Annotated in this window: 1 protein-coding gene; it reads left to right on the top strand. The window is 58.6% G+C overall.

All coding sequences use genetic code 11. From position 1 onward, the window contains the following. On the top strand, nt 1-185 hold a 185-nt coding region (locus IE277_RS46760; protein WP_229882615.1), incomplete at its 5' end, for a hypothetical protein. Nucleotides 186-802: the final 617 nt, after the last annotated feature.

The following is an 802-nucleotide window of genomic DNA, read 5'->3' as shown; positions in this document are numbered from 1 at the left end:
GCAGCGACACGAAGTGGTACATCGTGTTGCCGCAGGAACCCGACGACCTCCATCCGGAGGACACACTGGAGCTGGTACTGAGCGGCACCGCAGCTCCCGAGTGCAGCGGGGTGTGGATCCACACCGAGGCGGCCGCAGTGACCAGCGCGGCCGTAGCGATACACACCATTGTCACCGTGATCTGATCTAGGCGCATGGGCAGAACACGGTGACGATGTGATCCGATCCGTAACGGGGTTCCGGGGGTGGCCACAGGTGCCACCCCCGGAACCTCTGACCATTCAGCTAATTCCCACTCCCGATACCTCGATCTATTGGGGAGCCTTCGGGGAGATCCATGCTTGCGCAATTCTGGGCCAAGCCGCGATCTCCTCCGACTGCTGAGCATCCATCTCTCATGGCCGGCCGAGTCGTAGTAATTGGTGTGATGTAGGCCCTCACGCCGAGCCACCGTGCCAGGTATGGATTGCTGCGTGTTCGCCCTCATCCTACTCAGCCCACACGATGGGCCGTTCGCTCGCTCTTGATAGAGGATGATTCGCTACGCCTCCTAGCACGCTCGGTCCGTCATCTGTGCGTGGAAATTTAGGATTTCAGATTTTCGTTCATGAAACCTCTTGAGTATCCAAACTTCCGGCGCCTAATGTTCAAGGATCCGCCTTCCCGGCCGGGTTCCGTAAGGGAATCTTACTTGTCCTGGGATTCGGAACAGCAGCCATTTGTAGATGAAAGGATGTGGAATAAGCGTGACGCTTGCAGTGGATTACCTCTCCGTGCGTGAACGGGCTGGCGCCGTGGTGGC

The sequence above is a fragment of the Streptomyces alanosinicus genome (genome assembly GCF_014650595.1).
Taxonomy (GTDB): Bacteria; Actinomycetota; Actinomycetes; order Streptomycetales; family Streptomycetaceae; genus Streptomyces; species Streptomyces alanosinicus.
The sequence above is the reverse complement of the archived record's forward strand: the minus strand, read 5'-3'. Positions and strand labels throughout refer to the sequence as shown.